This is a genomic window from Cupriavidus yeoncheonensis, from assembly GCF_905397275.1.
GTDB classification, from domain to species: Bacteria; Pseudomonadota; Gammaproteobacteria; order Burkholderiales; family Burkholderiaceae; genus Cupriavidus; species Cupriavidus yeoncheonensis.
Genome location: NZ_CAJPUY010000006.1, coordinates 1 through 25,995 on the forward strand (window position 1 = coordinate 1; position 25,995 = coordinate 25,995).

Genomic DNA, 25,995 nt, shown 5'->3' on the forward strand with positions numbered 1-25,995 from the left:
GGCCGACCACTCCGTGATGGCGTTCATGCGGATGGTCTTGGCCTGGTCGTCCGTCAGCAGGCTGGCGTCGAAGGTATCCCAGGGGATGTCCTTGTCCATGTGCCAGCGGACCGCTTCCAACGATTTGAACAGTTCGGGGTAGAGCATGGTAAGCCTTTGAAATTACGGGCGGATTCTACCAGATGCGAATTATTCTCTATTCCCTTTTTTTAGGGCGGATCGCCGCAAATGCAACGACTATCGCAGTGGTTCGAGCGGATTCGGCGCCATTTTGGGCGATTAGCGGTACGCGCGCGTAACAATGTGCGAGTGGCGGCGCTTACCCGCGGGAAATGTGCCTTCATGCAACGGGTGCCCGGGTGATCTGTGCGGGGCGTGCCTGGCCGTCATCGGGGAGCGCCGGCGTGCCCGGAATGATGCCGTACAGGAAGGCCGCCAGTTCATCGGCCTGGGCCGCGGCGTCACGTTCGCCGAGCGCGATCAGGGCCTGGGTGAACTCGGGCTCGAACAACAGGTAGCTGGCGAATGCGGCACCGCGCGCCTCGGTGCCGCCCAGCGGGGTCAGCAGCGCGCGCACGGTGCGCGGCAGTTGCTGCAGGTGATCGGCGGCAATGGCCTCGATGGGCTCGCTCGGCGAGATCGTCATGACCTGCACGGGCCGCCAGCCTTCGGCATCGCCCGCCAGTTCCGGCATGCGCGCCAGCAGGCGGTTGATGTGGAGCAGGCGTTCCAGGTCGGCCGAAAGCCCATCCAGGAAGATGCTCGCCAGCGCCTGTCCGCCGACCTGGGCCAGCGACGGATAGCCGCCGGCCGGCACGGTGTCGAACCAGCCCGGGCGCTGCCGCGACGCGGAGCCGATGGCAAGCACGCGTGCGGCCCCCAGGTGAATGGCCGGTGAAAGTGGCGACATCTGGCGCATGGTGCCGTCGCCGAACCACTCGTGATGGCCCTCGAGTTCCAGCGGCATGGCCGGGAACAGGAATGGGATCGAGGCCGACGCCAGCAGGTGGTCCACCGTGATCTGCGCGGGCACCGCGATGCGCTGGCTGCGGTGCCACGGGTGGATGCGCCGGTGCGACTGGTAGAACGTCACGTGCCGGCCGGTGCTGTAGGACAGCGCCGTGACCGCGAACGCCTGCAGCATGCCGGCATCGAGGCTCGCCTGCACGCGCTGGCCCTCGAAGAGTTCGCCCAGCATGCTGCCAAGCGGCGCGTTGTCGAGCAGCGCGCGCGGCGCGCGCCGGTGCGTGACCCAGCCGAACGCCAGCGCCGACAGCCAGCGCGCGCCCGACACGCCCGCGCGCAGCACGTCGGTACGGTAGACGTCGTCGGTGTGGATGCCATGCCAGAGTGCCGACAGGCTATCCGCGGCGGCCTGGAAGTCCGCCGCCTGGATCGCCAGTCCGGCGCCGTTGATGGCGCCTGCCGAGGTGCCGGCGATGATGCCGAACGGTATCGGCTCATGGCCATGCCCATGCTGTGCCGCGATGCGTGCCAATCCGCTGAGCACGCCGGCCTGGTAGGCCGCGCGCGCGCCGCCGCCCATCATGATCAGCGCGGTGGCGTTGCGTTGCACGCCGCCATGGTGCCGGTGGCGCGGCGGCGTGGCCTCATGGTGGGGGAAGCTGTCTCGATGCATGCGGCGGGCGGGGGCGGCTGGGGCTGGACGTCGGCGCGCTTATTCGTCGCCGTTGTCGGGTTTGGCTGCCTTGCCAGCGCCCGACGGCTTCTTGCGCGCGGCAGTGCCCTTGGCTGCGTCCTTCGTGGCCCCCTTCGGAGCGGTGCCACTCTTGCGCGCGGGGCCGGACGCGGACTTGTCCGTGCCAGCCGGCCTGGCGGCAGGCTTCTTGTCCGGCCTGTCGTTTGGCTTTTCGTCCGGTTTTGCCGCGGCGGGCGTACCGGTACCAAAGCCGCCCATGCCGAACGGGGCAATGCTGGCCGCGGCCGCGCTGCTCGCGATCTGGTTGAACTGCTGCTGCAGCATGTCCCACCACAGCGATGCGTTGGGCGGCAGCGCGTTGTCCCCGCTCTTGCCGGAGCCTGCCTGGGCCGAGGCATCGGCCTGCTCTGCGGATTCCGGCGCGGCTTGCGCAGATGCCGCTTCCTGCGCGGGCTTTTCGCCGGCGGCCAGTCGCTGCGGCGAGGGCGAGGGCGTGGCGCTGGGCGCGTTGGCGGCGCGTGCCACGCTTTCCATGGCGTTCTGCATGGTCTCCGGCGACAGGGCGTTGCCGAAGGTCTGCAGCGCGACCAGCGTGGCGCGCTGCACCTCCAGGCCCTGGATGGTCGTGCGCAGCAGGTTGGTGTTGAGCTGCAGCCAGCTTTCCACGGCCTTCAGGTCCTGGATGCGCTTGTCGAGGTCTTCGATATCCATGGGCGGCGTCATCGCCGCCTGCAGTCCGGGCATCAGGCCGCCCGCGCCGCTGCCCCACAGCTTGCGCATGAGCTCGAAGCCGTTGGTGAAATCGGGAATCTGTCCGAACATGTCGCGCGCTCCGTGATGGAGCCAGCCGCGCAGCAAGGGCGCCGCGGTCTGTCTCCGTCCGATCTGGTTGAACTACTTGAACTCAGGCGGCCGCTTCTGGCGCAGGCTCGCCATGCCTTCGTGCACGTCGGGGCCGGCAAAACCCATGAATTCGAGCGCCAGCGAGGAATCGAAGGCGGGGCCGGCCATGCGCAGCCAGTTGTTGAGGGCGTACTTGGTCCAGCGGATCGCCGTCTGCGAACCGGCCGCCAGCCGGTTGGCCACGTCGAACGCGCGCCCGACCAGTTCGTCCTCATCCACCGCCAGCGAGACCAGGCCGATCCGCTCGGCTTCCTCGCCGCTGACCGACTCGCACAGCATCAGATAGTACTTGGCCTTGGCCATTCCGCACAGCAGGGGCCACACGATCGCGGCATGGTCGCCGGCCGCCACGCCCAGGCGCGTGTGTCCGTCGACGATGCGCGCGGTCTTCGCCGCGATCGAGATATCGGCCAGCAGCCCGGCCACCAGCCCCGCGCCCACGGCCGGACCGTGCATGGCCGAGACCACCGGCTTGTCGCAGTTGATGACGTTGTAGACGAGGTCGCGCGCCTCGTGCCAGACACGCGTGCGCGTCTCGAAATCGTTGGCCATCTGCTCGACGAGGGACAGGTCGCCGCCGGCGGAAAAGCCCTTGCCCTCGCCGCGGATCAGCGCCACGCGTACCTCGGGGTCAGCCGAGACATCGCGCCAGATCTCGGCCAGCTCGCGATGCATATTGGCGTCCGCGGTGGCCAGCTTCTGGTTGGCGGATTGCGCCGCGCCCATGATGATTTCAAGGATCGGGCCATGCCGGCGCAGCGTGAGTGCGCGATAGCGTTCGTAGCGGGAAGAGGGCGGCGTGGGGGCTGGGGTCGGTGTCGTCATGGCAGGCCTGCGGAATGGAAAAAGGGCCGTGCCGGGTGCATGGGAATCAATTCACCAACCGGCCGGTCGGTAAATTATATGCACATCCGGCACGGCCCTGCCTGGCCCACGGTCTTGCGTTCAGGGCTGCGCCACGAGCTGGTCGATGGCGCCGAACACGGAGTGGCCCTGTGCGTCGAACATCTCGATCTTCACCGCGTCGCCGAACTTCATGAATTCGGTCGACGGCTTGCCGTCCTCGATGGTCTCCAGCATGCGCTTCTCGGCGATGCAGCAGTAGCCCTTCTTGCGGTCGACGTTGGAGATGGTGCCCGAGCCGACGATGCTGCCGGCGCGCACATTGCGCGTCTTGCAGATATGCGCGATGAGCTGGCCGAAGTCGAACACCATGTCGGTGCCGCAGTCGGGCTGGCCCACTTTCTTGCTGTTCCAGTGCACGGTCATCGGCAGGTGCACCTTGCGCTCGCGCCAGGCATCGCCGAGTTCATCGGGCGTGACCGCCACCGGCGAGAACGCCGTGGCCGGCTTGCTCTGGAAGAAGCCGAAGCCCTTGCCAAGCTCCGCCGGGATCAGGTTGCGCAGCGACACATCGTTGGCCAGCACCACCAGGCGGATGCCCTCGGCGGCCTGCGCGGGCGTGGCGCCCATCTTCACGTCGCCGGTGATGACGGCCACTTCGGCCTCGAAATCGATGCCGAAGGTTTCGCTGGCGCACACGATGTCGTCGTACGGGCCCAGGAAATCGTCGGAGCCGCCCTGGTACATCAGCGGATCGGTCCAGAACTCGGGCGGCATCTCGGCGCCGCGCGCCTTGCGCACGAGTTCCACGTGATTGACGTAGGCCGAGCCGTCGGCCCACTGGTAGGCGCGCGGCAGCGGCGCCATGCAGTGCTTCGGATCGAACGGGAACGGGTGGCGCGCGCGGCCCGCATTGAGGGCGTCGTACAGGTCCTGCAGTTGCGGCGCATAGAAGGCCCAGTCGTCCAGCACGGTCTGCAGGCGGCCGGCGACATCGGCGGCGTAGTGGGCGGTCTTCAGGTCGCGCGAGACGACCACCAGCTGGCCGTCGCGCGAGCCATCCTTGAGGGTGGCGAGTTTCATGATTGCTTGTCAGAAATGCATTGGCCTGCGAAAGCGGGAAATCTGCCTGCCAGGCGTAGCGAGCGATTGCCAGGTGGTACCGCCCGCAGCGCAGGAACCGGAACGTACCTGTGGGTACGTGAGGATTCCGAGCAGCGGACGGTGCCGCATGGCGACCGCGCAGTAGCCTGGCGGGCAGATTTCTAGTCTACCGTGATGCCCTTGGCCTTGATCAGCTTGCCCCAGCGCTCCGCCTCGGCGTGCGCGTATTGCGCGAACTCTTCCGGCGTGCTCGAAACCGGCTCCACGCCGACGCCTTCCATGCGCTTCTGCACCTCGGGGCTCTTCAGGGCCTTGACCAGTTCGGCGTTGAGCCGGGTCACGACGGGCCTGGGCGTGCCGGCGGGCGCCACCACCCCCTGCCACGCATACGCCTCGAAGCCGGCGACGCCGCCTTCGGCCACGGTCGGCACATTGGGCAGCACGGCCAGGCGCCTGGGCGTGGCCACGCCGATGGCGCGCAGCTTGCCGGCGGCCACGTTCTGCTGGCCCGACGCCAGGTCCACGAACATCAGGTCCACCTGGCCGGCCAGCAGGTCCTGCACGGCCGGCGCGGCGCCCTTGTAGGGCACGTGGGTCATCTTGATGTGGGCCTGGTCCATGAACAGTTCCATCGCCAGGTGGTGCGGGCTGCCTGGGCCCGGCGAGGCGAAGTTGACCTTGCCGGGGTTCTTCTGCGCGTACTCGATGACTTCCTTGAGCGTCTTGGCCGGGAAGTTCGGCGCGGCCACCAGCACCAGCGGGAAGCGCGCCACCATGCCAACGTGGACGAAATCCTTCTCGGCGTTGTAGGGAAGCTTCTTGTACAGCGACGGATTGGCGGCCAGCGTGGCCGTGTCGGCAGTCAGGACCGTGTAGCCGTCCGGCTTGGCGTGGGCGACGGCATCGGCGCCGACGATGGTCGCCGCGCCCGGACGGTTGTCGACCACCACCTGCTTGCCCAGTGCCGGCGAAATAGCCTGGCCCAGCGTACGCGCCACCACGTCGGTGCCGCCGCCGGCCGGGTAGGGCACGACCCAGCGGATCGGCTGCGACGGCCATGCGTCCGCCGCACTGGCGGGCGCTGCGGCGCCCAGCGAGAGCGCAGCGGTGGCGGCGAAGGCGGCAAGGGAGCAGCAGGCGGCGCGCAGCGCGGCGCGCGAGGGGCGGAAGGGCGTCATCGGTTGTCTCCGTCGGGTGTTCTCAGCCCGGCTTGGCGTGCGGCGCCGCGATCCGTGGCGCACCGGGTCTGTCGCGAAAGGAAAGTCTACTCACCGTTTAAAAATTGGTAAATCGATTTCGCTATAGTAAATTTACGTAGGGAATTTGCCGGAGCCCCTGTGCCCGCGGCGGCGAATACCCCACAATCCTCCTGTTCTTCCCGACTGACTCCACTCACGGTGCCCAACGCTCGCCGCGCATGACCGAACTTGACGAAGACGACACCAAGCTGCGCTCCGGTATCCAGTCCATCGAGGTAGGTTTCAAGCTGCTGCAGGCGCTGGCGGCTTCGCCGCGCGCGATGATGCTGCGCGACCTTGCCGCCGCCGCCGAGATGAACCCGGCCAAGGCGCACCGCTACCTGGTCAGCTTCCTGCGCCTCGGTGCGGTGGCGCAGGACCCGGTGAGCGGGCGCTATGACCTGGGGCCGTTCGCCCTGCAGCTCGGGCTGGCCGGCCTGAACCGGCTGGATCCGGTCAAGAAGGCGCGGCCGATCCTGTCGCAGCTGCGCGACGAGATCGACCTGACCGCGGGCATCGCCGTGTGGGGCAACCACGGACCCACCATCGTGCACTGGGAGGAATCGAGCCATCCGGTCACCGTCAGCCTGCGGCTCGGCGACGTGATGCCGATGCTGAATTCCGCCACCGGCCGCCTGTACGGCGCCTACCTGTCGCGCAAGCAGACCCAGCCGCTGATCGAGCGCGAACTGGCCGCGCGCGGGCAGGACGACGTGCCCGACATTCCGGCCAGCCCCGCCGACTACGACGCCATCTGCGCCGACGTGCGCGCGCATGGCGCGGCGCGCACGCGCGGCGGCGTGCTGCCGGGCATCAATGCGTTCTCGATGCCGGTATTCGACGCCAATGGCCACCTGGCCATGGGTCTGATCGTGCTGGGCGCGCAAAGCATATTCGATGCAGAATGGGGTGGTACGGTCGATCGCCGTGTGCGTGAGATCGCCCAACAGCTTTCATCGGAGCTCGGCTATCTTGGCGCCGCCCAAACGTCCGGACGGACCGGCAACTCCTGAAACTCCCGATACCCGCGCCGGCACCGGTGCGGACCCGCGCGTGTGGCGACGGCGGCGCTGGATCCTCGTCATCTTGCTGGTGCTGCTCGTGCACATGCTCGCCGTGATTGGCTTCCTGCGCATGCCCGGCCCGCTGATTCCGCTCGATGTGAGCGAAACGCCGGCACTCGAGGCGGTGCTTCTGCCGCCGCCGAAACCCGTGCGCCCACCCCCCGCCGTGCTCCAGCCCACGCCCAAGCCGCGCCCGGCCCCACCGCGACCCGCACCGAAAGCGGCTGAAACGCCGCCCGAGCCCCCAGCGCCGTCCGTGGCGACATCCGAACACGGCGCCACCGAAACCGTTACCGGCCCTGGCGGCAGCGGAACCGCGCCGGCCGCCGCCCCGGCGCCTGCCCCGCCTGCGCCGCCGGCGCCGGCCGGTCCACCCGCGCAGGACGCCGAGAAGTACGTGGCGCCCCCGTCGGCCACCATGCACTACGCGAGCTTCGTCAATGGCGTGCAGAACCCGGACGGGCTGATCCGCTGGGAGCAGGATGGCAGGCACTATCGCCTGTCGGTCGAGACGCGCGTGCTGTGGTTTCGCTTTGCGTTCCACAGCAGCGGCGCCATGACCGAGAACGGCCTGCTGCCGGAGCGCTACGAGGAGAACCGTCGCGGCAAGTCCGAGGCCGCCCGCTTCGACCAGGCCGCGGGCACCGTGGCGTTCTCGCCAGGCACGCAGGCGGCCCTGCCGCCTGGCGCGCAGGACCGGTTCAGTGTCTTCCTGCAACTGGTCGGGCGGGTACGCGGCAATCCGCAGCGTTACGCGTCGCCGGGCGTCACCGAAACCTTCCAGGTGGCCGATACGCGCGACATGCAACCGATGCAGGTGCAGTATGTTGGAGATGAGGAGATCGATACTGGCCGCGGCATGATACGCGCCAAGCACTTTGTGCGGCTCCAGCGGCACGCCGGCGACCGGCGGCGCGTCGAAATCTGGCTGGCGCAATCGCTTGGCTGGATGCCGGTGAGGCTGCGCCAGACCGAGCCGGACGGTACGCAGATCGACCTCGTCTACCGCAATACCGAGGGCCAGTAACAGGGCCAGTCACGGCGGGCGCGCGGCGCTGCCCGCGTTCACCCGCCAACCCTTCAAGGAGTTTCGCCATGACCGCCAGCACCGCAGCCACCGCTCCCGGCGAGACCCACCGCATCCGCGCCGACGGCGTCGACCTGCACGTCCGCGTGGACGGCGCCGATGGCCCATGGGTGATCCTTGCCCATGCGCTGGGCGCCAACCATACGCTCTGGGATGCCACCGCACGCCACCTGTCCGCGCGCTTTCGCGTGGTGCGGCCGGACATGCGCGGGCACGGCAACAGCGATGCCCCGGTCGGGCCCTACACCATGGTGCGCCTGGCCGACGACGTGGCGGCAATCATGGACGCGCTGCAGATCCCGCAGGCGCATTTCTGCGGCATCTCGGTGGGCGGCATGATCGGCCAGACGCTGGGCGTGCGCCATGCCGAGCGTCTGCACTCCCTGACGCTGGCGGCCACCATCAGCCACACGCCGCTCGATGCGCACCCGATGTGGCACAACCGCATCGGGCAGGTCGAAGCGCATGGCATGTCCGGCCTGGTCGATGCCACGCTGGAGCGCTGGCTGACCGAGCCGTACCGCCACGCGCATGGGGACGAGGTCGCGCGCATCCGCGCCATGCTCATGGCCACGCCGGTGCGCGGCTATGTCGGCGTGGGGCAGGCCATCATGGCGTTCGACGCGAGAAGCGCGCTGTCCCGCATCCACTGCCCGACGCTGCTGGTCGCGGGCGAGCACGACCAGGGCGCGACGGTGGCGATGGCGCAGTCCATTGCCGCAGCCATTCCCGGCTCGCGGCTGGAAGTCTTGCCGGCGGCGCATCTGGTGTCGATAGAGCAGGCGGACGGCTTTCACGCTGCTCTGGATTCCTTTCTTGGCCACGCCGCATGCGGTGGCCAATGCGACGTTCCATAACGCACAACGCAGTGGTGCCCTATTCTCAAGAAACTTGTTGATGTTGCCGTTGCCCAACTTATAAAGGCAGCAAACGTTGTATCCGTACGGCGGCCCGCACGCAAAACTTGAAATTGCCGTGGCCGCCCCTAGCTTGGAGGTAAGAACGCGGCGCCCCGCTCAATGGCAACAATGAAAAGGCCGGCCGTCCAACCATGACGCGAGGAGGTGTGCCATGCAAATGATCTACAACAGCGACAACTACTGCATCGTGGAGTTTGGCGTGGATGTCGAGCAAGCGCCTCTCGAATTCGGTGGTTATGAAATCGTCGACAAGAACATGAAGCGCGAAATTTTCCTCGGCGGCAAGCTGGCCGAGAACTTCCGGGCCGACGTGCAGCGGTTGATCGAGAGCGAGCCGTCGGTGGAAGAGGTGGATGACTTTCTCGGAAAGTTCGATACGGTCATGACGCATCCGCTGGTGATGCATTGAACGGATTGTCAGGTCTGGTATGTGACAACGCCCGCGATGACGCGGGCGTTGTTGTTTTTTGAAGAGGCTTTCGAGAGGGTCAGTATTGCTCCCACCCCAACCCCTCATGCCTCCAGCCGTTCACCGTATTCCGATGCCGCTGCGCATCGAGATCCCCTTCGAATCCGTGCAGCACGTTATAGACACTGGAAAAGCCCGCCCCTTCGAGCGCACGCGCCGCGGCCGTGGAGCGATTGCCGCTGCGGCAGATCAGCAGCACGGGCCGCCCTGAAACATGCCCCGCCAGTTTTTTCACGACCTGCACGAAATGGGGATTCACTTCCCAGTCCGGCCCGTCGTTCCAGGGCACGTTGTGCGCGCCCTTGGGGTGGCCGACGAACAGGTACTCCATTTCGCTGCGGCAATCGATGAACAGCGTGTCGGGTGATTCCAGCAGCAGTTTCTGGGCGTCGGTGGGGCTGAGATGTTCCATGGCAGGGCGGCGGAGCCGGCAGGAATGCCGGCGATGGTGATCCGATGGTGATCCGATGGTGACCATTACGCCTCTCAGTGTAGGTCCGCACCCCGCGCACAGGCAACCTCGGGCCACCGCAAGGCCTTGATGCACCTGATAAAATCGCCCTCTTGACTCCTTGTCCCGCCTTTTCATCTTCCCCGCCATGAGTGCCCCTGACCAACCCTACGTGCGTCCCTATACCCGGGCTGCCAACCTGCCCCGGCTGCTGCGCGAGCGCATCCTGATCCTGGACGGCGCCATGGGCACCATGATCCAGCGCTACAAGCTCACTGAAGCCGACTACCGCGGCGAGCGGTTCGCGGAACACAAGGTGGATGTGAAGGGCAACAACGAACTGCTGCTGCTCACGCGCCCGCAGGTCATCAGCGAGATCCACGAGCAGTATCTCGCCGCCGGCGCGGACATCATCGAGACCAATACCTTCGGTGCCACCAGCGTGGCGCAGGAAGACTACAAGATGGCCGGCCTCGCGTACGAGATGAACGTCGAGGCGGCCAGGCTCGCGCGCGCGGCCTGCGACAAGTACAGCACGCCCGACAAGCCGCGCTTCGTCGCCGGCGCGTTCGGGCCGACGCCGAAGACCGCGAGCATCTCGCCCGATGTGAATGACCCGGGCGCGCGCAATATCACCTTCGAGGAACTGCGCGAGTCCTACTACGAGCAGGGCAAGGGTTTGCTCGAAGGCGGCGCCGACGTGTTCCTGGTGGAAACCATCTTCGATACGCTGAACGCCAAGGCCGCGCTGTTCGCGATCGACCAGCTGTTCGAGGACACCGGCGAGCGCGTGCCCGTGATGATCTCCGGCACCGTGACCGATGCATCGGGCCGCATCCTCTCGGGCCAGACCGTGGAAGCATTCTGGAACAGCCTGCGCCACGTGAGGCCCGTCACCTTCGGCCTGAACTGCGCGCTGGGCGCGACGCTGATGCGCCCGTATATCGCCGAGCTGGCCAAGGTGTGCGACGTGGCGATTTCCTGCTACCCGAACGCCGGCCTGCCCAACCCGATGAGCGACACCGGCTTTGACGAAACGCCGGAAGTCACCTCGTCGCTGGTGGAGGAGTTTGCCGCCTCCGGCCTGGTGAACCTGGTGGGCGGCTGCTGCGGCACCACGCCCGAACACATTGCCGCGATCGCCCAGCGCGTGGCCAACAAGACCCCGCGCACCTGGCCGGGCCAGTACAGCGAAGCCGCCTGAGCCAGCGAGAAGAACACATGAGCACGAACCAATTGCCCCCGCGCCCGATGCGCCTGTCCGGCCTGGAGCCGTTCGCGATCGACGACGACACGCTCTTCGTCAACGTCGGCGAACGTACCAACGTGACCGGCTCGAAGGCCTTCGCCCGCATGATCCTGAACGGCCAGTTCGACGAGGCGCTGGCCGTGGCCCGCCAGCAGGTCGAGAACGGCGCGCAGATCATCGACATCAACATGGATGAGGCGATGCTGGATTCAAAAGCGGCAATGGTCCGCTTCCTGAACCTGATCGCGTCCGAGCCCGACATCGCGCGCGTGCCGATCATGATCGACTCCTCCAAGTGGGAAGTGATCGAGGCCGGCCTGCAATGCGTGCAGGGCAAGCCGGTGGTGAACTCGATCTCGCTGAAGGAAGGCGAGGAACAGTTCCGCCACCATGCCGAGCTGATCCGCCGCTACGGTGCCGCCGCCGTGGTGATGGCCTTCGACGAGAAGGGCCAGGCCGACACGTTCGCGCGCAAGACCGAGATCTGCAAGCGCAGCTATGACTTCCTGGTGAACGAAGTCGGCTTCCCGCCCGAGGACATCATCTTCGACCCGAACATCTTCGCGGTGGCCACGGGGATCGAGGAACACAACAACTACGCAGTGGACTTCATCAATGCCACGCGCTGGATCAAGCAGAACCTGCCGTACGCCAAGGTGAGCGGCGGCGTGTCGAACGTGTCGTTTTCGTTCCGCGGCAACGACCTGGTGCGCGAGGCGATCCACACCGTGTTCCTGTACCACGCCATCGAGGCGGGCATGGACATGGGCATCGTCAACGCCGGGCAGCTCGGCGTGTACGACCAGCTCGACCCCGAACTGCGCGAGCGCGTGGAAGACGTGGTGCTCAACCGCCGCGACGACGCCACCGACCGCCTGCTGGAAATCGCCGACCGCTTCAAGGGCGGTGGTGCCAGGAAGGAAGAGAACCTCGCCTGGCGCGGCACGCCGGAGCAGCCGCTGCCGGTGGCCCAGCGCCTGGCGCACGCGCTGGTGCATGGCATCACCAATTTCATCGTCGATGACACGGAAGAGGCGCGCCAGGAAATCGCCGCGCGCGGCGGACGTCCGATCGAGGTGATCGAAGGCCCGCTGATGGACGGCATGAATATCGTCGGCGACCTGTTCGGCGCGGGCAAGATGTTCCTGCCGCAAGTGGTCAAAAGCGCGCGCGTGATGAAGCAGGCGGTGGCCCACCTGCTGCCTTTCATCGAAGAGGAAAAGCGCCGGCTGGCCGACGCCGGAGGCGACGTGCGCTCGCGCGGCAAGATCGTCATCGCCACCGTCAAGGGCGACGTGCACGACATCGGCAAGAACATCGTGTCGGTGGTGCTCCAGTGCAATAACTTCGAAGTGGTCAACATGGGCGTGATGGTCCCGTGCAACGAGATCCTGGCCAAGGCCAAGGTCGAGGGTGCGGACATCGTCGGCCTGTCGGGGCTGATCACGCCGTCGCTGGAGGAAATGGCCTATGTGGCGTCGGAAATGCAGCGCGACGACTACTTCCGCGTGAAGAAGATCCCGCTGCTGATCGGCGGCGCCACGACATCGCGCGTGCATACGGCGGTGAAGATCGCGCCGAACTACGAAGGCCCGGTGGTGTACGTGCCGGATGCCTCGCGCTCGGTCAGCGTGGCGTCGAGCCTGCTGTCGGACGAGGGCGCGACCAAGTACCTGGATGATCTGAAGACCGACTACGACCGCATCCGCGCGCAGCACGCCAGCAAGAAGGCCACGCCGATGGTGACGCTGGCTGAAGCCCGCGCCAACAAGACGCCGATCGACTGGAGCGGCTACGTGCCGCCGAAGCCGAAGTTCATCGGCCGGCGCGTGTTCCGCAACTACGACCTGGCGGAGCTGGCCAATTTCATCGACTGGGGTCCGTTCTTCCAGACCTGGGACCTGGCCGGCAAATTCCCGGACATCCTCAATGACGAGATCGTCGGCGAGTCCGCGCGCCGTGTGTTCTCGGACGGCAAGAGCATGCTGTCGCGCGCGATCCAGGGCCGCTGGCTGACCGCCAACGGCGTGATGGCGCTGCTGCCGGCCAATGCCGTCAACGATGACGATATCGAGATCTATACCGACGAGACCCGCAGCAAGGTCGCGCTGACCTGGCACAACGTGCGCCAGCAGAGCGAGCGCCCCGTGGTCGATGGCGTGCGCCGCCCGAATCGCTGCCTGTCGGATTTCATCGCGCCGAAGTCTTCGGGCGTGGCCGACTATATCGGCCTGTTCGCGGTCACGGCCGGCATCGGCGTCGACAAGAAGGAAGCGCAGTTCGAGGCGGACCACGACGACTACAGCGCCATCATGCTCAAGGCGCTGGCCGACCGTCTTGCGGAGGCCTTTGCCGAATGCCTGCACGAGCGCGTGCGCAAGGACCTGTGGGGCTACGACGCGGCGGAGCAGTTGTCCAACGACGACCTGATTGCCGAGAAGTACCGCGGCATCCGTCCGGCGCCCGGCTACCCGGCCTGCCCCGAGCACACCGTCAAGGGACCGATGTTCAGCTTCCTCGACGCAACGGACATCGGCATGGGCATTACCGAGTCGCTGGCGATGACGCCGGCCGCTTCGGTCAGCGGCTTTTACCTGTCGCACCCGGACTCGACCTACTTCACGATCGGCAAGATCGGCCAGGACCAGCTCGACGACATGGCGGCCCGCCGCCACGAGGACCGCAACGCGGTGGCGCGCGCACTGGCGCCCAACCTGTAACCGCATGCATCGCGCGGGCACCGCGAACGTGCGGTGCCCGGAGCGCGCAGGTCGTTGATGCGGCAGGAAATCCGCCTTGCATCGCAGCATTCACGTGCCGGAGGCGGCGTTCGCGCCGCTTCACAACTCCTTACACTGCTTTGCAATCGCTCACAGACCGGGGGCGGATGCATCCCTAGACTTGGCTCCAAGTTCACGTGAACAACAGCGTGGCTGCCGCAGCGAATGTTTCGCCGCGGATCACCTGAAAGGAGCCTTTCCATGAAGAAACTGCTGATCTCCCTGTCCGCCCTGTCGATCGCTGCTGCTTCGTCGCTTGCCATGGCGCAAGGCACTGGTACCACCACGGGCAACCCCGGCGTGAGGGCCGACGTCGGTGCCGCCGTGAATGCGCCGGCCCCGGCTGCCGGCGGCGCGCAAGCGGGTGTGGGTGCGTCGACTTCGCTGGACAAGGGCGCGGCGGCCACCTCGGCCGACATGGGCGGCGCGGCCAGCACCGATGCCGGTGCCAAGGCCAAGAGCAAGCACAGCGCAAAGTCGCACAAGAAGGACAAGGCTGACGCCACCATGGGCGCAAGCGCAGGTGCCGAAGCAGGCGCCAAGGCCCAGTAAGCAGTCAGCGCGGGCCGGCCCGGCCGGCCCTGCGCATCGGCCCCTGGCCGGTGCGGCCTCATGTGACGCAGCAAAGCGGGACGGACCTCCAGCCGTCCCGCTTTGCTTTTGTGCGGCCAGTTGTCACGGCTGCCGTGCGGGCGGCGCGCATCCGCTTTCCCCCACGACCCGCGCCGCTATTGCCGCGCCACCGGCCCAAGGCGCCATGTCAGCCTGACACCGACAGCCTGCGGCTCCCCCCGGCACTACAATGCATAGACAGCAAGCGGTTCCGCCTGCACGCATGTATTGGCGAAAGCCCCACCAGTGGAGCGCATGATGATCCGCGTCCTGATCGCCGATGATCACGAGATTGTTCGCGCAGGGCTGCGCCAGTTCCTCTCCGATGAGCCCGACATCCAGGTGACGGGCGAGGCCGGCAGTGGCGATCAAGTCATGGCGCAGTTGCGCGAAGGCGAGTTCGATGTGCTGGTGCTCGACATCTCGATGCCCGAACGCAATGGCATCGACGTACTCAAGCTGATTCGCCAGCGCAAGCCGGACCTGCCCGTGCTGATCCTTTCGACCTATCCCGAAGACCAGTACGCGATCAACCTGATTCGCGCGGGGGCTTCGGGCTATCTCACCAAGGAAAGCGCTCCGGAAGACCTGGTCAAGGCCATCCGCACCGTGGCGCAGGGCCGCCGCTATGTCAGCGCGGCCGTGGCGGACCTGCTGATCGGCGGTCTGGACAAGCCGACCGAGCAGCCGGTGCACCGGATGTTGTCCGAGCGTGAATTCCAGATTTTTTGCAAGCTGTCGCGCGGCCAGTCGGTATCGGTGATCGCGGACGAGCTCTTCCTGAGCGTGAAGACCGTCAGTACTTACCGTTCGCGCATCCTGGAGAAAATGGGCATGAAGACCAACGCGGATCTGACTTACTACGCCATCAAGAACGGACTGGTCGAATAGTGACTGGCACATCCCGCTGCGCAGACCGCACGGCGCGCCGGGGCAACCACACCACCGGACGCAGTTGAAGAATGTCGGAGCAGGCTTCGAACCCCTCGTACCGGGCACTACGCGTTCTGCTGATAGAAGATTCGGCAGTGCTGCGCGGCATGCTCCTTGAGTACCTGAGCGACTTCCAGTATGTGCTGAGCGTCGACTGGGCCGATACCGAGGCCATGGCACTGCGCATGCTCACCAACGGCCAGCCCTATGACGTGGTCATCGTCGACCTGCAACTGCGCCAGGGCAATGGCATCAATGTGCTAAACGCCATGAAGAGCAAGGGCTTGCCGGGCATGCGCATCGTGTACACCAACCACGCGCAGGTCCCCATGTACCGGCGCCAGTGCGCCGAGGCCGGGGCCGACTATTTCTTCGACAAGTCGCTCGAACTCGAGCAGGTGTTCCGTGTGATCGAGGAACACGCTGCGGGCGCGGCCTGAGCCGTTCCCCAAGGCGTCCCGCCGTCCTCGCCCCCGCCCCCGCCGTCATCGCCGCCGCTCTCGCCGCCGTCCTCGCTATTCCGGCTGGGCTTCGGCCGGCTCGTCCGCCGGCGCCAGCACCGACGCGGTGAGAGGCACCTCCACGCAAATGCTCACGCCGGCATTGGGCGACGACACGATCTCCATGTTGCCTCCGAGCGCCGCCACGCGCTGCTCCATGCCAAGCAGGCCATGGTGTCCGGCCGTGCTGCCGGCATCGAAATCGGGCGGCAGGCCCTTGCCATCGTCGTGGATCGTCAGCGTGAGCTGCGTCTCGGTGTGGCCCAGCGACAGGCGGACATGGGTTGCCTCGGAATATTTGCTGGCATTGGTGAAGGATTCCTGGGCGATGCGATACAGCGCAATCGCGGCCTCGTCGCGCAGGCGCGGCAGGTCGTCGGGGATGCTGACTTCGGACTCCCAGTGATTGCGCCCCGCGACGTCCTCGACGAGCTGGCACAGCGCCGCACGCAGGCCCAGGTTGAGCAGCACGGTCGGTCGCAGGTCTTCGATCAGGCGGCGCTTGATCTGGATGCCCTGGTCCACGTGGAGCATCACGCGGGTCAGTTTGTCCGCGGCTTCCGGGTGGCTTTCCTGCACGCGCCGGCGGACCCAGTGCAGGTCCAGCTTGATGGCGGTGAGGATGGCGCCCAGCTCGTCGTGCAGTTCGCGCGCGAGGCGCGTCTTCTCGTCTTCCGTCACGCGCTGCAGGTGGCCGGCGAGCGCCGATAGCTGGCGCGTGCGCGCGCGCACCTTGCGGTCCAGCCGGAGACCTTCCTCTTCAGCCTGCGAGCGCGCCACTTCCGACAGGGCCAGGCGCTTGGCGTGGCCCAGTCCCACGGCGATCAGCAGCACGATATTGATGGCGGTCAGCAGGCCGATACCGTAGCGCGACAACTGCACGTCGCGCTCGGCGCCCTCCAGCCGATGGGCGACGGTTTCGGCTTCGCGCGCCTGCAGCGCGTCCAGGCCACGGCGTGCGTTGTCCATGGTCTGCTTGCCGTAGTCGGTGCGCACCAGGTCCAGCGCCACGCTCAGGTCGCGCTTGCCGTACAGCAGCGTCAGCGCCATTTCGTTGAGCTTGCTGCTGATCTGCTTGGAGGTCTCGCCGAACAGCTTGAGGCCTTCAGGATCGCTGGCGTAGTCCGCGCGGATGCGCGTCATCAGTCCGTTGATGCGCGGCAGGGCCTGGTAGTAGGGGTCCAGGTAGCTGTCCTTGCCGGTCAGCAGAAAGCCGCGCTGGCCGGCCTCGGCATTGACCAGTTCGCCGTTGAGCGCGGCAAGCTGCGTCTGCACGCGCTGCGAGTGGATGACATCGTTGTAGCTCTCGCGCAGGCGGATGTTGCCGGTCTCGGAGGCGACCAGAACCGCCACGGTCAGCAGGATGCCGCCGGCGAGCAGCAGGGTTTGGGGCAGGAAGGACTGCTTGAACATGAGGCAATTCCTCGGTGGGGCGCATGCCGCCGGGATGCGGCCATGGGATCACATCATCAGGGCGGGGTCAACCTGCGGCTGTGGCCCCGGCCACGTCCCGCAGTACCTTCGCGATGCCGTGCGTGCCGCCGCGGACCGCACTGTAGGACTTGGCTGACAGTGGAATCGGTCCGCCTTCGGTGTCAGTGCCGGGGACGGCTTCCTACGATGAGGCTATGAACTTGCTCGTCACCGCGCAAGCCCCAACCGGCGATCCGGCCCGTAGGCGGGCACGCTTCGCCACCATCGGGAGTTCAGTCATGCTGCAATATGCACTCGTCTTTTTCGTTATCGCGCTGATCGCCGCGGTGTTCGGCTTTGGCGGTATTGCCGCCGGCGCCGTGGAGATTGCCAAGATCCTGTTCTTCATCTTCCTGATCGTGGCCCTGGTTGCCGCCGTGATGGGGCTGGTGCGCAGGCGATGACGCGTACCCCGCGTTCCGAACCGTGCCCTGAGACCTGGGAGTAGCCCTATGCTGACGCAGAACCCGAAAGTCCGGAAGGAAATCACCCATCTTGCCGACAGCGCCGACAGCACCATTCGCCGGATCCGGCACGCGGCGCGCGACACGCGCGAAGCCGCCGGCCCCATCTCGGATGAAGTGAAGGCCCTGATCGCCCAGCTTCAGCACACGATCGAGGTGCTGGCAGCGGAAGGATCCGAGCAGAGCCTGAGCGCCGGCCGCCGCCTGCGCGAACGGGCCAGCGAAATGACCGACCGCCTGCGCGCGCAGGCCGGTGACAGCGTCACGCAGGTTCGCGAACGCATGGACGGTGCGGTCGTGCAGGCGCAGCAGCGTGTGGCCGAGTCCCCGCTCAAGGCAGTCGGCCTGGCCGCCGCGATCGGTGCGCTGATCGGGCTGTTGCTGGCAACGCGTAATCGGGAGTCGCGGGAGTAGCTCGCTGCGGCCGTCCGCGGGCAGGCGCGACGGCCGGTGGCAACGTTCCCCCCTTGTCCGGAAGACATCCACGTTCCGGAAGCCTGGCTCCCCTGAGGCGGCGCCAGGCGCTTTTTTTGTCTTTGTTTGCCGGCACAGCCGGCGAGTCACCAGATGGCGCTTGGGCCGTGGCCCGGAAACACGAACGCCGAGCCGCGCGTCGCGCGGTCGAAGGCGTTCCTGCGATGTCGCTCGATGTCGCTTCCAGTAGGGCCCGGCAGGAATCCGGGTTCGCTCATCCGACCCGGCCAGCCGCGGGCCTGACTGCCGTCAGACGCCCCAGAGCACATCCACCCCTTCCCGCTGCGAGGCCCGCAGCATATCGAGGAACGGGTAGGCGCGCTGGCCGAGGTGCAGCGGCTCGTCCTCTTCGTCCTGCTTGGACTCAATGACGGAGGCTTCCGCGGGGTGATTGCGCTTGGCATCGCTCACAGCGGCTTCCAGCTTCTGGATCGCGCGTGGCATCTCTTCCGTGGTGATCACCCCCCGCTCTCCGAGATGCTTGCCGATAATGCCCAGGAGCGTCATTGCCAGATCCCTCATCATGATCAGGTCCTGCGCGGCGTGGGATTTGAAGGTGATCAGCATGATGTTGTTTCCTTTTACGGACATGCATGGCGCGGTCTCCCGGGGGCGGGAGCGGCCGCGCGGATTGTGGCTCTTGCGAGCCGCGCGCATGATGTCAGCATAGCACCTGATAAAATTCCGCGTTTCCGAATTCCATTGCCGGTCACGCGGCGCGGCGTTCACATGCGCGCCACTTCGCGGCGCCTTGCCCGTGGCTTTTCGCCGGCATAGCCGGCCGGCACCCGGGCGCGTCGCGCCGCCTGCCAGACTACTGCCCATCAGGGCTTTGACATCCATGCTGCCTGTTCAGACCTCCAATCTTGCCGCTGCGTTCACTGAAGCGGTGCGCGCGCTTGCTCCGGCCGACGCGGCCCTGCCGGCCGTGACCTTCGAGCGGCCCAAGGCCGCCGCCCACGGCGACCTGGCCTGCAACATCGCCATGCAGGTGGCGCGCGCGCTCAAGAGCAATCCGCGCGAGCTGGCCCAGCGCATCGTGGCGGCGGTCCAGGCCGATCCGCGCGCGGCCGGCCTGGTCGCGGCCATGGAAATCGCCGGCCCGGGCTTCATCAACCTGCGCCTGACGCCGGCGGCCAAGGCCGACGTGCTGCGCGCGGTGCTGAACGAGGGCGACCACTACGGTGCACAGGAGCGCGGGATGCACGGCCACGTTCTGGTCGAGTTCGTCTCGGCCAACCCGACCGGCCCGCTGCACGTCGGCCACGGCCGCCAGGCCGCGCTCGGCGACGCGCTCGCCAACCTGCTGTCCTGGCAGGGTTACGACGTGCACCGCGAGTTCTACTACAATGACGCCGGCGTGCAGATCCAGAATCTGGCCGTGTCGGTCCAGGCCCGTGCGCGCGGCTTCAAGCCCGGCGACGCCAACTGGCCGGAAGCCGCCTATAACGGCGACTACATCGCCGACATCGCAGCCGACTTCCTGGCCGGCAAGACCACGAGCGCCTCCGACGGCGAGCCCGTGACCGCTTCGGGCAACCCCGAGGATCTCGATTCGATCCGCAAGTTCGCGGTGACCTACCTGCGCAACGAGCAGGACATCGATCTGCAGGCCTTCGGCGTCAAGTTCGACCGCTACTACCTGGAGTCGTCGCTGTACACCGACGGCCGCGTGGAAGCCGCCGTGCAGGCGCTGGTCGGCAAGGGCAAGACCTACGAAAGCGAAGGCGCGCTGTGGCTGCGCACCACCGACGACGGCGACGACAAGGACCGGGTCATGAAGAAGACCGACGGTACCTATACCTACTTCGTGCCGGACGTGGCCTACCACACCACCAAGTGGGAGCGCGGCTTCACCAAGGTCATCAACGTACAGGGCAGCGACCACCACGGCACCATCGCGCGCGTGCGCGCCGGCCTGCAGGGCCTGGACATCGGCATTCCCAGGGGCTACCCCGACTACGTGCTGCACAAGATGGTCACCGTGATGAAGAACGGCGAGGAGGTGAAGATCTCCAAGCGCGCCGGCTCCTACGTGACCGTGCGAGACCTGATCGAATGGTCCAACGGCCAGGATGACACCTGCGAAACCATCCGCGGCTGCCTGGACGCCGGCGTGGCCGACTGGCCCGCGCACTTCACGCGCGGGCGCGACGCGGTGCGCTTCTTCCTGCTGTCGCGCAAGGCCGACACCGAGTTCGTGTTCGACGTGGACCTGGCGCTCAAGCAGAACGACGAGAACCCGGTGTACTACGTGCAGTACGCCCATGCGCGCATCTGCTCGATCTTTGAATCGTGGGGCGGCGCGGAGTGGGAAAGCCGCCTGGCCGAACTGGCCGGCACCGACCTGGCCGCCGTCACCGGCGCCGACGCCAGCCCGCAGGCGCTCGTCCTGGGCCAGCGTCTGGCCGAGTTCCCCGAGATGCTGGCCGCCGCCGCAAGCGAACTGGCGCCACACGCGGTCGCGTTCTACCTGCGCGACCTGGCGGGCGATTTCCATGCGTTCTACAACGCCGACCGCGTGCTGGTCGACGACGAGCCGGTCAAGCGCGCGCGCCTGGCGCTGCTGGCGGCAACGCGCCAGGTGTTGCGCAATGGCCTGGCGGTCATCGGCGTCTCGGCGCCGCGCCGCATGTAAGTCACGGTGCGTACGCAGGACCAGGGCGGCGCGGGCAGGGCCGCCCCGCGCTGCGGCCGGTGCCTGCGCCGGCGGCGCTGGCACTATAATCTCCCGGCAACACCTAAGAGGACTTATGCAACAGCAACGCAAGCGCGATGCGCGTAGTGCCCGCCGCAGCCAGCAGCGCGGTGGAACGTTCCTGGGCCTGGTGCTCGGGCTGATCGTCGGGCTGGCCATTGCCGTGGTCGTCGCCCTGTACATCACCAAGTCGCCGGCGCCATTCCAGCAGAAGAACGCGCCGCGGCCGAGCGAGCCGGGCAATGTGGCCAGCACCCTGCCCAGCCCCACGCAGTCGCAATCCCAGCAGGAAGCCCCGGCCGACCCGAACAAGCCGCTGTGGAGCAAGACCCCGGCCAAGCCGGTCGGCCAGCCCGCGCCCGAGGCGCAGTCGCAGCAGCCGGCACCCGATAGCCGCAATGGCGATCGGCAGCCGCCGGTAGCCGTGGCGCGCCCGGCGGAAAGGCCCGCCGAGAAGCCTGCCGAAAAGCCGGCGGAAAAGCCTGCCGAGAAGCCCCTTGCCATGAACAGGCCGGCCGAGAAACCGGTGGCGGACCCGATTGCCGAGATCGCCCAGGCGGATGCCAACAAGGTCGGCTACCTGCTGCAGGTGGGTGCGTTCCGCTCGTCCGACGACGCCGACCGCCAGAAGGCCAACCTCGCCATGCAGGGCTTCGAGGCCAGGATTACCGATCGCGACGTCAACGGCGTGAAGATGTACCGGGTCCGGATCGGGCCGTACAACCGCATCGAGGACATGAACAAGGCGCGCGACCGGCTGCAGTCGGCCGGCTTCGACGCCTCTGTGATCCGCTTCACCAAGCAGTAACGCGCTGTAACCCCTCAGGCCGGCGGCCCGCTGAACCGGAAGCCGCCGCCGCTGTCATACGCTCATCGCCCAACCGGAAGGCTGTTCCAAGATGAAGAAACTCGCCGCACTGATCGCCACGTTTGCCGCTGTCGGCGGCCTGCTGATGACCGCCCCTGCTCAGGCGGCGCCCACCGAAGGCAAGGAATACCAGGTGCTGAAGGCGCCCCAGCCCGTGCCGGCCGGCAAGATCGAGGTTACCGAGTTTTTCTGGTACGGCTGCCCGCACTGCTTCGACTTCGAGCCCGAACTTGAGGCCTGGGTCAAGAAGCAGGGCAAGGACGTGGTCTTCAAGCGCGTGCCCGTGGCGTTCCGCGACGACCTGCTGCCGCACACCAAGATCTTCTATGCGCTGGAGTCCATCGGCAAGCTGGACGCCATGCACACCAAGGTCTTCAATGCGATCCACGTCGACCGCAAGCGCATGCTGGACCCGAACGAAATCGCCGACTTCATGGCCAAGAACGGCATTGATCGCAAGGCGTTCCTGGACGCCTACAACTCGTTCTCGGTGACCACCAACGCGCAACGCGCCAACAAGATCGCCGACGCCTACAAGGTAGATGGCGTGCCGACCGTGGTGGTCCAGGGCAAGTACGTGACCTCGCCGTCCGTCGCCGGCACCAAGACCAGCGCGATCCAGGTCATGGATTACCTGGTGACCCAGGTCCGCGACAAGAAGCTCTGAGCGGCATTCCCGAAGGCCGGTACGTTGCCGTACCGGCCTTTTTTCATTTGAGCCTCTGGTAAACCGATGCGCCCTCTGAAAGTCTTTCTCACCGGCGCTTCCAGCGGCCTCGGCCAGGCGCTGGCGCGCGAGTACGCTAGCCAGGGTGCCATCCTCGGCCTGGTGGCGCGGCGCGAGGACGCCTTGCGTGACCTGGCCCGGAGCCTGCCCAATCCGGGCGCCGTCCATATCTATGCCGCCGACGTGCGCGATGCCGACGCCATGGCGCGTGCCGCGCAGGATTTCCTGGACCGCATCGGCGTGCCCGACGTGGTCATCGCCAACGCCGGTGTCTCGGTCGGCACGGTGGCCAGCGAGCGCGAGGACCTGGAGGCCTTCCGCATGGTGATGGACACCAACTGGTTCGGCGTGCTCACCACGTTCCAGCCCTTCCTGCGGCCGATGCAGGACCGCGAACCCGGCGCCGGCGGCTGGCGTGGGACGCTGGTCGGCATTGCCAGCGTGGCGGGCGTGCGCGGGCTGCCGGGTGGCGGTGCCTACAGCGCGTCCAAGTCGGCGGTGATCAAGCTGCTGGAAAGCCTGCGGCTGGAGCAGCGGCGCCATGGCATCCGCGTGGTGACCATTGCGCCGGGCTACATCCGCACGCCGATGACGGCCCACAACCCTTACCGCATGCCGTTCCTGACGGATGCCGACGTGTTCGCCCGCAAGGCCGTGCGGGCGATCGGGGCGGGCAGCCGCTTCAAGGTGATTCCGTGGCAGATGGGCGTGGTCGCGTCGCTGATGCACGTGATGCCGCGCTGGCTCTACGACGCGCTGGCCGCAAAGGCTCCGCGCAAACCACGCGGCGGCGCGGGAGACTGACCATGTGGCGCGACGCCATCGGCCAGCACCACGCCGCGGCCAGCGGCGATGTCCGCATCGCTTCGCTGGTGCCGTCGGTAACCGAACTGCTGTTCGCGCTGGAACTGGGCGGCCAGATGGTGGCGCGCACGGGTTTCTGCATCCATCCGGAGCCGGAAGTGCGCGCGGTGGCCAAGGTCGGGGGCACCAAGGACGTGAAGCTGGACCGCCTGCGCGCGCTGGCGCCCACGCACGTGGTGGTCAATGTCGACGAGAACCGGCGCGAAACCGTCGACGAGATCCGCCGCTTCGTGCCGAACGTGATCGTCACGCATCCATGCGCGCCGGAAGACAATCTCGGGCTGTACCGCCTGCTGGGCGGCATCTTCGGGCGGCAGCCGCAGGCGCAAGCGCTGTGCGCGGCGCTGCAGGCGGAGCTGGACGCCGTCCGCGCCCGCGCATGGCCGGCGCGCAAGGTGCTCTACGCCATCTGGCAGGACCCGTGGATGACGGTGTCGCGGGACACCTATATCAGCCGCATGCTGGCGCTGGTGAACTGGCAGACCTGGCCGGAAGACGTGCCGCAGGCCTGCGCGGACGGAGACTGCAGCCGCCCCAACACGGCCGGCGAACGCTATCCGAGCTTCCGCTGGAGCGACGCGCTGGTGCGCGGGCTCGATGAGGTACTGCTGTCCACCGAGCCCTACCGCTTCACCGACGAGCATGCCGACGCGCTGGAGCGGCAGCTCGGCAAGCCGGTGCAGCTGGTCGATGGCGAGATGCTGTCGTGGTACGGCAGCCGGGCGATCGAGGGGGTGCGCTATCTCGCCGCGCTGGCGGCGCGCGGCTGAGCGACGCTGAGCGATCTGCGGCGTCAGGCCGCGCGGAACCGGATCACCCCGTCATCCCCGAATTCCCGAGCCAGTTCCCCGCGATGCCATAGCGCATGCAGGTGCGCCAGCGACTCGCCCATGGCGAACGTCATCTGGTGGATATCGAACTGGCGCTTGAAGATCACGCTGACGATGTCATGCGCGCTGCACGGCTTCTCGCGGCAGGCTTCGAGCGTTTCGGCCAGGCGATCGACATGGTGCTCGCGCAGCTGCGTGATGCGCGTGTGCAGGTTGCGGAAGGGGCGGCCGTGCGACGGCAGGATCAGCACGTCATCGGGCAGGTCCCGATACTTGCCGAGCGAATCGAGGTAGAGCTGCAGCGAATTGGCTTCCGGCTCCATGTCGAACACGCTGACATTGGTCGAGATGCGCGGCAGCACCATATCGCCGGAGATCAGCACGTTGGTGGCGGCGTTGTACAGCGCCACGTGCTCGGGCGAATGGCCGAAGCCGGTGATCACGCGCCAGCCGGCGGTGGCCGGATCGGCGCCGATGGCCACGGTGTCGCCATCCATCAGGCGGCGGTACTGCGTGGGCAGGTCGGGCACCAGCGACGGGTAGTAGGTCTTGCGGGCGCGCAGCTTTTCCTGGCTGTCGGGGTCGGTCAGGCCGTGGCGCGCGAAGTGCTCGGCCGCCAGTTCGCCGCCGGCGCTGGAGCCTGCGCCGGTGCCGCTGCCCATCACGCGGGCGCTCATGTAGTCGCCCAGGCTCATCCACAGCCGTACGTCGAAGCGCTTGCACAGCCAGTGCGCCAGGCCGACGTGGTCGGGGTGGCTGTGCGTGACCAGCACGCGCAGCACCGGCAGGCCTTCGAGTTCGTTGGCGAAGATGGTTTCCCAGTGCGCCTTGATGGTGTCGTTCGTGATGCCGCAGTCGATGATGGTCCAGCCGTCCCGGCCGTCGAGCCGGTCGCGCAGCAGCCACAGGTTGATGTGGTCGAGCGCGAAGGGCAGGGGCATGCGCAGCCAGTAGACGCCGGGTGCCACTTCCTGCCGGGTGCCGGGCTCGGGCATGGTGTCCGCGAACGGGTATTGGAGCTGGTGTTCGAGTGCGTTCATGAGGAGTCTCGTCATCGAAGCCCTGCGCCATGCACGCCGGGGCAGGCGGGGCTTTCTCGTGTTTGCCGTCATGCGGGGCCAGATCGACCTGGCTTGACGACGCCGGTTGCCAGTCGCGTGGGTTGACGCTAACGTAAACGTCAATTCGTGCGACTCGTGTCCATCTTAAGCCAAAAGTTGACTTCGCAACGAACGACCGTTCACTTTCATTGGGCGCACCATGGCAGTCACAAACGTTTCCGGATCGTCTCCCGTCCCGGCCACCTATACGATCACCGAACTCGCGCGCGAGTTCGATGTCACGCCGCGCGCCATCCGATTCTATGAGGACCAGGGCCTCCTGTCGCCCGAGCGCGCCGGCCCCGGCGGGCGCACGCGCGTCTACAACGGGCGCGAACGTACCCGCCTGAAGCTCACGCTGCGCGGTAAAAGGTTGGGGCTTACTCTCAACGAAATCCGCGAGATCCTTGATCTCTATGAATCTCCGCGCGACAGCGCACCGCAGCTCGAACGCTTCCTCGACGCCCTGGGGGGCCATCGCGCCGCACTCGAGCGCCAGCTTGAAGACCTGCAGGCCCAGCTGGCGGAGATCGACCAGCATGAAAAGCAGTGCAAGGCGCTGCTGGATGCACAGCGGGCGCGCGCCGGTGGCCCGTCCAAGCACGAAACCGCCTGATGCTGCACTTGACGTGCATCTTCGGTCCTGTGCGGATTGACGTTTACGTAAACGTCAATAGAATAGCT

The 25,995-nt window shown here is 66.9% G+C and carries 26 protein-coding genes and 1 pseudogene; 17 read left to right on the plus strand and 10 right to left on the minus strand.

What is annotated here, in order from left to right; all coding sequences use genetic code 11:
- From KHO22_RS09380 to KHO22_RS09405, 6 genes and pseudogenes are all read right to left on the minus strand, one after another.
- Positions 1-147: pseudogene (locus KHO22_RS09380) on the minus strand (ferritin-like domain-containing protein); the annotation flags it as partial.
- A 193-nt stretch (positions 148-340) separates the two neighbouring features.
- On the minus strand, positions 341-1,639 hold the full coding sequence (locus tag KHO22_RS09385; protein WP_420839584.1) for a patatin-like phospholipase family protein: 1,299 nt from the start codon (positions 1,637-1,639) through the stop codon (positions 341-343).
- A gap of 39 nt (positions 1,640-1,678) precedes the next feature.
- Positions 1,679-2,482, minus strand: a complete 804-nt coding sequence (locus KHO22_RS09390) for a PhaM family polyhydroxyalkanoate granule multifunctional regulatory protein (RefSeq protein ID WP_211946865.1) — start codon at positions 2,480-2,482, stop codon at positions 1,679-1,681.
- A gap of 72 nt (positions 2,483-2,554) precedes the next feature.
- Positions 2,555-3,388, minus strand: a complete 834-nt coding sequence (locus KHO22_RS09395; RefSeq protein WP_211946866.1) for an enoyl-CoA hydratase/isomerase family protein — start codon at positions 3,386-3,388, stop codon at positions 2,555-2,557.
- Between the two features lie 120 nt (positions 3,389-3,508).
- Positions 3,509-4,489 (minus strand): fumarylacetoacetate hydrolase family protein, encoded by a 981-nt coding sequence (locus KHO22_RS09400; protein WP_211946867.1) that lies wholly within the window; start codon positions 4,487-4,489, stop codon positions 3,509-3,511.
- 182 nt (positions 4,490-4,671) lie between these two features.
- The gene (locus KHO22_RS09405) at positions 4,672-5,688 is read right to left on the minus strand and encodes a Bug family tripartite tricarboxylate transporter substrate binding protein (protein WP_211946868.1); all 1,017 of its coding nucleotides are present in this window, start codon (positions 5,686-5,688) and stop codon (positions 4,672-4,674) included.
- Between the two features lie 239 nt (positions 5,689-5,927).
- On the opposite strand from KHO22_RS09405, the gene KHO22_RS09410 reads away from it, so the two are divergent.
- From KHO22_RS09410 to KHO22_RS09425, 4 genes are all read left to right on the plus strand, one after another.
- Complete coding sequence (locus KHO22_RS09410) at positions 5,928-6,761, plus strand: IclR family transcriptional regulator (RefSeq protein ID WP_211946869.1); 834 nt, start codon at positions 5,928-5,930, stop codon at positions 6,759-6,761.
- A gap of 40 nt (positions 6,762-6,801) precedes the next feature.
- Positions 6,802-7,839 (plus strand): DUF3108 domain-containing protein, encoded by a 1,038-nt coding sequence (locus tag KHO22_RS09415; protein ID WP_338031332.1) that lies wholly within the window; start codon positions 6,802-6,804, stop codon positions 7,837-7,839.
- Between the two features lie 68 nt (positions 7,840-7,907).
- Complete coding sequence (locus KHO22_RS09420; RefSeq protein ID WP_211946870.1) at positions 7,908-8,756, plus strand: alpha/beta fold hydrolase; 849 nt, start codon at positions 7,908-7,910, stop codon at positions 8,754-8,756.
- Positions 8,757-8,970: 214 nt separating this feature from the next.
- Complete coding sequence (locus KHO22_RS09425) at positions 8,971-9,228, plus strand: BTH_I0359 family protein (protein WP_211946871.1); 258 nt, start codon at positions 8,971-8,973, stop codon at positions 9,226-9,228.
- A gap of 79 nt (positions 9,229-9,307) precedes the next feature.
- On the opposite strand, the gene KHO22_RS09430 is transcribed toward KHO22_RS09425, so the two are convergent.
- Entirely contained in the window at positions 9,308-9,700 is a 393-nt protein-coding gene (locus tag KHO22_RS09430) for a rhodanese-like domain-containing protein (protein WP_211947136.1), read from the minus strand.
- Positions 9,701-9,887: 187 nt separating this feature from the next.
- Between KHO22_RS09430 and KHO22_RS09435 the strand changes: the two genes are divergently transcribed.
- The 5 genes from KHO22_RS09435 (at position 9,888) to KHO22_RS09455 (ending at position 15,753) form a co-directional block, all read left to right on the plus strand.
- The gene (locus KHO22_RS09435; RefSeq protein WP_211946872.1) at positions 9,888-10,943 is read left to right on the plus strand and encodes a homocysteine S-methyltransferase family protein; all 1,056 of its coding nucleotides are present in this window, start codon (positions 9,888-9,890) and stop codon (positions 10,941-10,943) included.
- A gap of 17 nt (positions 10,944-10,960) precedes the next feature.
- Entirely contained in the window at positions 10,961-13,708 is a 2,748-nt protein-coding gene (metH, locus tag KHO22_RS09440; RefSeq protein WP_211946873.1) for a methionine synthase, read from the plus strand.
- A 261-nt stretch (positions 13,709-13,969) separates the two neighbouring features.
- A complete protein-coding gene (locus tag KHO22_RS09445; RefSeq protein ID WP_211946874.1) occupies positions 13,970-14,320 on the plus strand; it encodes a hypothetical protein in 351 nt (116 codons plus the stop codon).
- A gap of 318 nt (positions 14,321-14,638) precedes the next feature.
- A complete protein-coding gene (locus tag KHO22_RS09450; RefSeq protein WP_211947137.1) occupies positions 14,639-15,271 on the plus strand; it encodes a response regulator in 633 nt (210 codons plus the stop codon).
- A gap of 71 nt (positions 15,272-15,342) precedes the next feature.
- Positions 15,343-15,753, plus strand: a complete 411-nt coding sequence (locus KHO22_RS09455; protein WP_211946875.1) for a response regulator — start codon at positions 15,343-15,345, stop codon at positions 15,751-15,753.
- Positions 15,754-15,828: 75 nt separating this feature from the next.
- Here the strand turns inward: KHO22_RS09455 and KHO22_RS09460 are convergent, their stop codons facing one another.
- The gene (locus tag KHO22_RS09460) at positions 15,829-17,226 is read right to left on the minus strand and encodes a sensor histidine kinase (protein ID WP_211946876.1); all 1,398 of its coding nucleotides are present in this window, start codon (positions 17,224-17,226) and stop codon (positions 15,829-15,831) included.
- Between the two features lie 299 nt (positions 17,227-17,525).
- On the opposite strand from KHO22_RS09460, the gene KHO22_RS09465 reads away from it, so the two are divergent.
- Together KHO22_RS09465 and KHO22_RS09470 are read left to right on the plus strand one after the other, a co-directional pair.
- On the plus strand, positions 17,526-17,690 hold the full coding sequence (locus KHO22_RS09465) for a DUF1328 domain-containing protein (protein WP_211946877.1): 165 nt from the start codon (positions 17,526-17,528) through the stop codon (positions 17,688-17,690).
- 48 nt (positions 17,691-17,738) lie between these two features.
- Positions 17,739-18,164 carry an ElaB/YgaM/YqjD family protein gene (locus KHO22_RS09470; RefSeq protein ID WP_211946878.1) on the plus strand — a complete coding sequence of 142 codons (426 nt, stop codon included), beginning with the start codon at positions 17,739-17,741 and terminating at the stop codon, positions 18,162-18,164.
- A 309-nt stretch (positions 18,165-18,473) separates the two neighbouring features.
- Here KHO22_RS09470 and KHO22_RS09475 read toward each other — a convergent pair whose 3' ends face one another.
- Entirely contained in the window at positions 18,474-18,791 is a 318-nt protein-coding gene (locus KHO22_RS09475; RefSeq protein WP_211947138.1) for a DUF1840 domain-containing protein, read from the minus strand.
- 274 nt (positions 18,792-19,065) lie between these two features.
- Between KHO22_RS09475 and argS the strand changes: the two genes are divergently transcribed.
- From argS to KHO22_RS09500, 5 genes are all read left to right on the plus strand, one after another.
- A complete protein-coding gene (gene argS / locus KHO22_RS09480) occupies positions 19,066-20,862 on the plus strand; it encodes an arginine--tRNA ligase (protein WP_211946879.1) in 1,797 nt (598 codons plus the stop codon).
- A gap of 115 nt (positions 20,863-20,977) precedes the next feature.
- Positions 20,978-21,730 carry an SPOR domain-containing protein gene (locus tag KHO22_RS09485; protein ID WP_211946880.1) on the plus strand — a complete coding sequence of 251 codons (753 nt, stop codon included), beginning with the start codon at positions 20,978-20,980 and terminating at the stop codon, positions 21,728-21,730.
- 91 nt (positions 21,731-21,821) lie between these two features.
- Positions 21,822-22,457 (plus strand): thiol:disulfide interchange protein DsbA/DsbL, encoded by a 636-nt coding sequence (locus KHO22_RS09490; RefSeq protein WP_211946881.1) that lies wholly within the window; start codon positions 21,822-21,824, stop codon positions 22,455-22,457.
- Between the two features lie 66 nt (positions 22,458-22,523).
- Positions 22,524-23,321, plus strand: coding sequence for an SDR family oxidoreductase (locus tag KHO22_RS09495; RefSeq protein ID WP_211946882.1), 798 nt, complete (start codon positions 22,524-22,526; stop codon positions 23,319-23,321).
- 2 nt (positions 23,322-23,323) lie between these two features.
- Positions 23,324-24,151, plus strand: coding sequence for a helical backbone metal receptor (locus tag KHO22_RS09500; protein ID WP_211946883.1), 828 nt, complete (start codon positions 23,324-23,326; stop codon positions 24,149-24,151).
- Between the two features lie 23 nt (positions 24,152-24,174).
- On the opposite strand, the gene KHO22_RS09505 is transcribed toward KHO22_RS09500, so the two are convergent.
- Positions 24,175-25,251, minus strand: a complete 1,077-nt coding sequence (locus tag KHO22_RS09505; RefSeq protein ID WP_211946884.1) for an MBL fold metallo-hydrolase — start codon at positions 25,249-25,251, stop codon at positions 24,175-24,177.
- 220 nt (positions 25,252-25,471) lie between these two features.
- On the opposite strand from KHO22_RS09505, the gene KHO22_RS09510 reads away from it, so the two are divergent.
- Complete coding sequence (locus KHO22_RS09510; RefSeq protein ID WP_211946885.1) at positions 25,472-25,927, plus strand: MerR family transcriptional regulator; 456 nt, start codon at positions 25,472-25,474, stop codon at positions 25,925-25,927.
- The last annotated feature ends 68 nt before the right edge of the window (positions 25,928-25,995 follow it).

What these genes read in the sequence shown, in the direction of transcription:
- KHO22_RS09385 (WP_420839584.1), bottom strand. Translation starts at nt 1,639, where the DNA reads ATGCATCGAGACAGCTTCCCCCACCATGAGGCCACGCCGCCGCGCCAC.
- KHO22_RS09390 (WP_211946865.1), bottom strand. Translation starts at nt 2,482, where the DNA reads ATGTTCGGACAGATTCCCGATTTCACCAACGGCTTCGAGCTCATGCGC.
- KHO22_RS09395 (WP_211946866.1), bottom strand. Translation starts at nt 3,388, where the DNA reads ATGACGACACCGACCCCAGCCCCCACGCCGCCCTCTTCCCGCTACGAA.
- KHO22_RS09400 (WP_211946867.1), bottom strand. Translation starts at nt 4,489, where the DNA reads ATGAAACTCGCCACCCTCAAGGATGGCTCGCGCGACGGCCAGCTGGTG.
- KHO22_RS09405 (WP_211946868.1), bottom strand. Translation starts at nt 5,688, where the DNA reads ATGACGCCCTTCCGCCCCTCGCGCGCCGCGCTGCGCGCCGCCTGCTGC.
- KHO22_RS09410 (WP_211946869.1), top strand. Translation starts at nt 5,928, where the DNA reads ATGACCGAACTTGACGAAGACGACACCAAGCTGCGCTCCGGTATCCAG.
- KHO22_RS09420 (WP_211946870.1), top strand. Translation starts at nt 7,908, where the DNA reads ATGACCGCCAGCACCGCAGCCACCGCTCCCGGCGAGACCCACCGCATC.
- KHO22_RS09425 (WP_211946871.1), top strand. Translation starts at nt 8,971, where the DNA reads ATGCAAATGATCTACAACAGCGACAACTACTGCATCGTGGAGTTTGGC.
- KHO22_RS09430 (WP_211947136.1), bottom strand. Translation starts at nt 9,700, where the DNA reads ATGGAACATCTCAGCCCCACCGACGCCCAGAAACTGCTGCTGGAATCA.
- KHO22_RS09435 (WP_211946872.1), top strand. Translation starts at nt 9,888, where the DNA reads ATGAGTGCCCCTGACCAACCCTACGTGCGTCCCTATACCCGGGCTGCC.
- metH (WP_211946873.1), top strand. Translation starts at nt 10,961, where the DNA reads ATGAGCACGAACCAATTGCCCCCGCGCCCGATGCGCCTGTCCGGCCTG.
- KHO22_RS09445 (WP_211946874.1), top strand. Translation starts at nt 13,970, where the DNA reads ATGAAGAAACTGCTGATCTCCCTGTCCGCCCTGTCGATCGCTGCTGCT.
- KHO22_RS09450 (WP_211947137.1), top strand. Translation starts at nt 14,639, where the DNA reads ATGATCCGCGTCCTGATCGCCGATGATCACGAGATTGTTCGCGCAGGG.
- KHO22_RS09455 (WP_211946875.1), top strand. Translation starts at nt 15,343, where the DNA reads ATGTCGGAGCAGGCTTCGAACCCCTCGTACCGGGCACTACGCGTTCTG.
- KHO22_RS09460 (WP_211946876.1), bottom strand. Translation starts at nt 17,226, where the DNA reads ATGTTCAAGCAGTCCTTCCTGCCCCAAACCCTGCTGCTCGCCGGCGGC.
- KHO22_RS09465 (WP_211946877.1), top strand. Translation starts at nt 17,526, where the DNA reads ATGCTGCAATATGCACTCGTCTTTTTCGTTATCGCGCTGATCGCCGCG.
- KHO22_RS09470 (WP_211946878.1), top strand. Translation starts at nt 17,739, where the DNA reads ATGCTGACGCAGAACCCGAAAGTCCGGAAGGAAATCACCCATCTTGCC.
- KHO22_RS09475 (WP_211947138.1), bottom strand. Translation starts at nt 18,791, where the DNA reads ATGCTGATCACCTTCAAATCCCACGCCGCGCAGGACCTGATCATGATG.
- argS (WP_211946879.1), top strand. Translation starts at nt 19,066, where the DNA reads ATGCTGCCTGTTCAGACCTCCAATCTTGCCGCTGCGTTCACTGAAGCG.
- KHO22_RS09485 (WP_211946880.1), top strand. Translation starts at nt 20,978, where the DNA reads ATGCAACAGCAACGCAAGCGCGATGCGCGTAGTGCCCGCCGCAGCCAG.
- KHO22_RS09490 (WP_211946881.1), top strand. Translation starts at nt 21,822, where the DNA reads ATGAAGAAACTCGCCGCACTGATCGCCACGTTTGCCGCTGTCGGCGGC.
- KHO22_RS09495 (WP_211946882.1), top strand. Translation starts at nt 22,524, where the DNA reads ATGCGCCCTCTGAAAGTCTTTCTCACCGGCGCTTCCAGCGGCCTCGGC.
- KHO22_RS09500 (WP_211946883.1), top strand. Translation starts at nt 23,324, where the DNA reads ATGTGGCGCGACGCCATCGGCCAGCACCACGCCGCGGCCAGCGGCGAT.
- KHO22_RS09505 (WP_211946884.1), bottom strand. Translation starts at nt 25,251, where the DNA reads ATGAACGCACTCGAACACCAGCTCCAATACCCGTTCGCGGACACCATG.
- KHO22_RS09510 (WP_211946885.1), top strand. Translation starts at nt 25,472, where the DNA reads ATGGCAGTCACAAACGTTTCCGGATCGTCTCCCGTCCCGGCCACCTAT.